The organism is Vibrio sp. Vb0304 (assembly GCF_033338995.1).
GTDB lineage: Bacteria > Pseudomonadota > Gammaproteobacteria > Enterobacterales > Vibrionaceae > Vibrio > Vibrio alginolyticus.
In genome coordinates, this window is the sequence record NZ_JAWOTT010000049.1 from 1 (window position 1) to 3846 (window position 3846).

Annotated in this window: 3 protein-coding genes; all 3 read left to right on the forward strand. The window is 47.0% G+C overall.

Annotated features, from left to right (window positions below):
- Positions 1 to 27 precede the first annotated feature (27 nt).
- Positions 28 to 1128, forward strand: coding sequence for a DNA polymerase III subunit beta (gene dnaN / locus R7P35_RS23530; RefSeq protein ID WP_005394106.1), 1101 nt, complete (start codon positions 28 to 30; stop codon positions 1126 to 1128).
- A 9-nt stretch (positions 1129 to 1137) separates the two neighbouring features.
- Positions 1138 to 2217: a DNA replication/repair protein RecF gene (gene recF / locus R7P35_RS23535; RefSeq protein WP_005378839.1), complete on the forward strand. Its 1080-nt coding sequence runs from the start codon at positions 1138 to 1140 to the stop codon at positions 2215 to 2217.
- A 13-nt stretch (positions 2218 to 2230) separates the two neighbouring features.
- On the forward strand, positions 2231 to 3846 hold a 1616-nt coding region (gyrB, locus tag R7P35_RS23540), incomplete at its 3' end, for a DNA topoisomerase (ATP-hydrolyzing) subunit B (protein WP_318092725.1).

Sequence of the window (3846 nt, forward strand, 5' to 3'; positions counted from 1 at the left end):
TTGAGCTGACAGCGTAAAGAGCCAAGCATGAAATTTACCATTGAACGTAGTCATTTAATCAAACCGCTACAGCAGGTTTCGGGCGCTTTAGGTGGCCGACCAACTCTGCCAATCCTGGGTAACCTACTTCTTAAAGTAGAAGAGAACGTATTGTCGATGACGGCAACCGATCTTGAAGTAGAGTTAGTAAGCAAAGTGACGCTAGAAGGTGATTTTGAAGCGGGCAGCATTACCGTTCCTTCGCGTAAGTTTCTCGATATCTGTCGTGGTTTACCGGACGATGCGATCATCACATTTGTATTAGAAGGTGATCGCGTACAAGTTCGCTCTGGTCGCAGCCGTTTCTCGTTGGCAACGCTTCCTGCAAACGATTTCCCTAATATTGAAGACTGGCAAAGTGAAGTGGAAGTATCACTGAGCCAAGCTGATTTACGTACGCTGATCGACAAAACTCAGTTCTCGATGGCGAATCAAGACGTTCGTTACTACCTCAACGGCATGTTGTTTGAAATTGACGGCACCACGCTACGCAGCGTAGCGACGGACGGCCACCGTATGGCGGTATCGCAAACTCAGCTAGGTGCGGACTTTGCGCAGAAGCAAATCATCGTGCCACGCAAAGGTGTGCAAGAATTAGTAAAGTTGATGGATGCGCCAGAGCAGCCCGTAGTACTTCAGATCGGTAGCTCCAATGTTCGTGCTGAGGTGAATAACTTTACTTTTACCTCTAAGTTGGTTGATGGTCGTTTCCCTGACTACCGCCGTGTATTGCCTCAGAGCACCAATAAGACACTAATAGCAAGTTGTGACGAGTTGCGCCAAGCCTTCTCTCGTGCTGCTATTCTTTCCAACGAAAAATTCCGTGGCGTGCGTGTGAATCTGGCTGATACTGAAATGCGCATAACCGCGAATAACCCAGAACAAGAAGAAGCGGAAGAGATGCTTGATGTAACCTTTGAAGGTGACGCCATCGAAATCGGCTTTAACGTAAGCTATGTGCTTGATGTTCTGAACACGTTGCGTTGTGAAAATGTACGTGTGTCGATGTCGGATGCTAACGCTAGCGCGTTGATTGAAAATGCCGACGATGACAGTGCCATGTACGTGGTGATGCCAATTCGTCTATAAGCCAACTGAATGCCTCTTTCTCGTCTCATCATTCAGCAGTTTCGAAACATTAAAGCCTGTGATATTGAGTTATCAGCAGGCTTTAACTTTCTTATCGGGCCGAACGGCAGCGGTAAAACCAGTGTCTTAGAAGCGGTTTATCTGCTCGGGCATGGCCGCTCATTCAAGAGCTCTCTCACCGGACGAGTGATACAAAATGAGTGTGACGAACTGTTTGTTCATGGTCGTTTTTTGAACTCGGATCAATTTGAGCTACCTATCGGCATTAATAAGCAGCGTGATGGCTCAACAGAGGTTAAAATAGGCGGTCAATCTGGACAAAAATTAGCGCAGTTGGCACAAGTTCTGCCTCTGCAGTTGATACACCCAGAAGGGTTTGATTTACTGACAGATGGCCCTAAACATCGTCGTGCGTTTATTGATTGGGGCGTGTTTCATACCGAGCCCGCTTTTTATCAAGCATGGGGAAGGTTCAAGCGCCTGAACAAGCAGCGCAACGCGTTGTTGAAAACCGCCAATAGTTATCGTGAGCTCAGTTATTGGGATCAGGAAATGGCAGGATTGGCTGAAAACATCAGCCAATGGCGAGCAAGTTACATCGAGCAGATGAAAACTGTCGCAGAAACTATCTGTCAGACATTTTTGCCAGAATTTGAGATCCAATTGAAGTATTATCGTGGCTGGGATAAAGACACTCCATACCACGAGATACTAGAAAAGAATTTTGAGCGTGATCAGGCATTGGGATACACCTTTAGTGGCCCAAACAAAGCTGATTTGCGCATTAAAGTGAACGGAACGCCCGTTGAAGATGTTCTGTCACGCGGTCAATTAAAACTCATGGTGTGTGCATTGCGTGTAGCGCAAGGGCAACACCTGACAGAGATGGCCGGTAAACAATGCATTTACCTAATTGATGACTTCGCGTCGGAATTAGATAGCCAACGTCGCAAGCGTCTTGCTGACTGCTTAAAAGAGACGGGCGCACAAGTATTTGTAAGCTCTATCACTGAAAGCCAAATCGCCGATATGTTGGACGATAACGGTAAATTGTTTCATGTGGAACATGGCAGGATAGAGTCAAACTAGAAGAGAGAAACTCATGTCTGAAAATTACGATTCATCGAGTATTAAGGTACTGAAGGGTCTGGATGCGGTACGTAAGCGTCCAGGAATGTACATCGGCGATACGGACGACGGCACCGGCCTTCACCACATGGTTTTCGAGGTGGTGGATAACTCAATTGATGAAGCGTTGGCAGGTCACTGTAAAGACATCGTTGTGACAATTCATGAGGATAACTCGGTTTCCGTTAGCGATGATGGTCGTGGCATTCCAACAGAAATCCACTCAGAGGAAAATGTCTCTGCAGCAGAAGTAATCATGACGGTTCTTCACGCGGGTGGTAAGTTCGACGATAACTCATACAAAGTATCGGGTGGTCTTCACGGGGTAGGTGTTTCAGTAGTAAACGCACTATCAGAGAAAGTTGAGCTAACGATTCATCGTGGTGGCCATATCCATACGCAAACCTACCGCCATGGTGAGCCTCAAGCGCCACTAGCTGTTGTGGGTGATACGGATAAAACCGGTACACAAATTCGTTTCTGGCCAAGTGCCGAAACGTTCTCTAACACTGAGTTCCACTATGACATTCTGGCGAAACGCCTGCGTGAACTGTCATTCCTGAACTCTGGTGTGTCGATCAAATTGGTTGATGAACGTGAAGCGGACAAACATGATCACTTCATGTATGAAGGTGGTATTCAAGCGTTCGTTGATCACCTAAACACCAACAAAACGCCAATCATCGAAAAAATCTTCCACTTTAACTCTGAGCGTGAAGACGGCATTTCAGTTGAAGTGGCGATGCAATGGAACGATGGTTTCCAAGAGAACATCTTCTGCTTTACCAACAATATCCCACAGCGTGATGGTGGTACTCACCTTGCTGGTTTCCGTGCTGCGCTAACACGTACATTGAACAGCTTTATGGATAAAGAAGGTTTCTCGAAGAAAGCGAAAACAGCGACTTCAGGCGACGATGCGCGTGAAGGTCTAACTGCGGTTGTTTCGGTGAAAGTGCCTGATCCTAAGTTCTCAAGCCAAACAAAAGACAAACTGGTTTCTTCTGAAGTGAAATCAGCTGTTGAGTCTGCAATGGGTGAAAAACTGTCTGAGTTTCTGATTGAGAACCCGACAGAAGCGAAGATGGTTTGTTCGAAAATCATCGATGCAGCACGTGCTCGTGAAGCAGCGCGTAAAGCTCGTGAAATGACGCGCCGTAAAGGTGCACTAGACCTAGCTGGCCTTCCAGGTAAACTTGCAGACTGTCAGGAAAAAGATCCGGCACTCTCTGAACTATACATAGTGGAGGGTGATTCGGCAGGCGGCTCCGCAAAACAAGGCCGTAACCGTAAGAACCAAGCAATCCTACCGCTAAAAGGTAAGATTCTTAACGTAGAAAAAGCGCGTTTCGACAAGATGCTGTCTTCGCAAGAAGTAGCAACGCTGATCACTGCACTTGGTTGTGGTATCGGTCGTGACGAGTACAACCCGGACAAGCTTCGTTACCACAACATCATCATCATGACCGATGCCGATGTCGATGGTTCGCACATCCGTACGCTACTGTTGACCTTCTTCTACCGTCAAATGCCAGAGCTTATCGAGCGTGGCTATGTGTACATCGCTCAGCCACCACTATACAAAGTGAA

Excerpts from the sequence above, each read along its gene's own strand:
- dnaN (WP_005394106.1), top strand. The coding sequence starts at position 28 with ATGAAATTTACCATTGAACGTAGTCATTTAATCAAACCGCTACAGCAG.
- recF (WP_005378839.1), top strand. The coding sequence starts at position 1,138 with ATGCCTCTTTCTCGTCTCATCATTCAGCAGTTTCGAAACATTAAAGCC.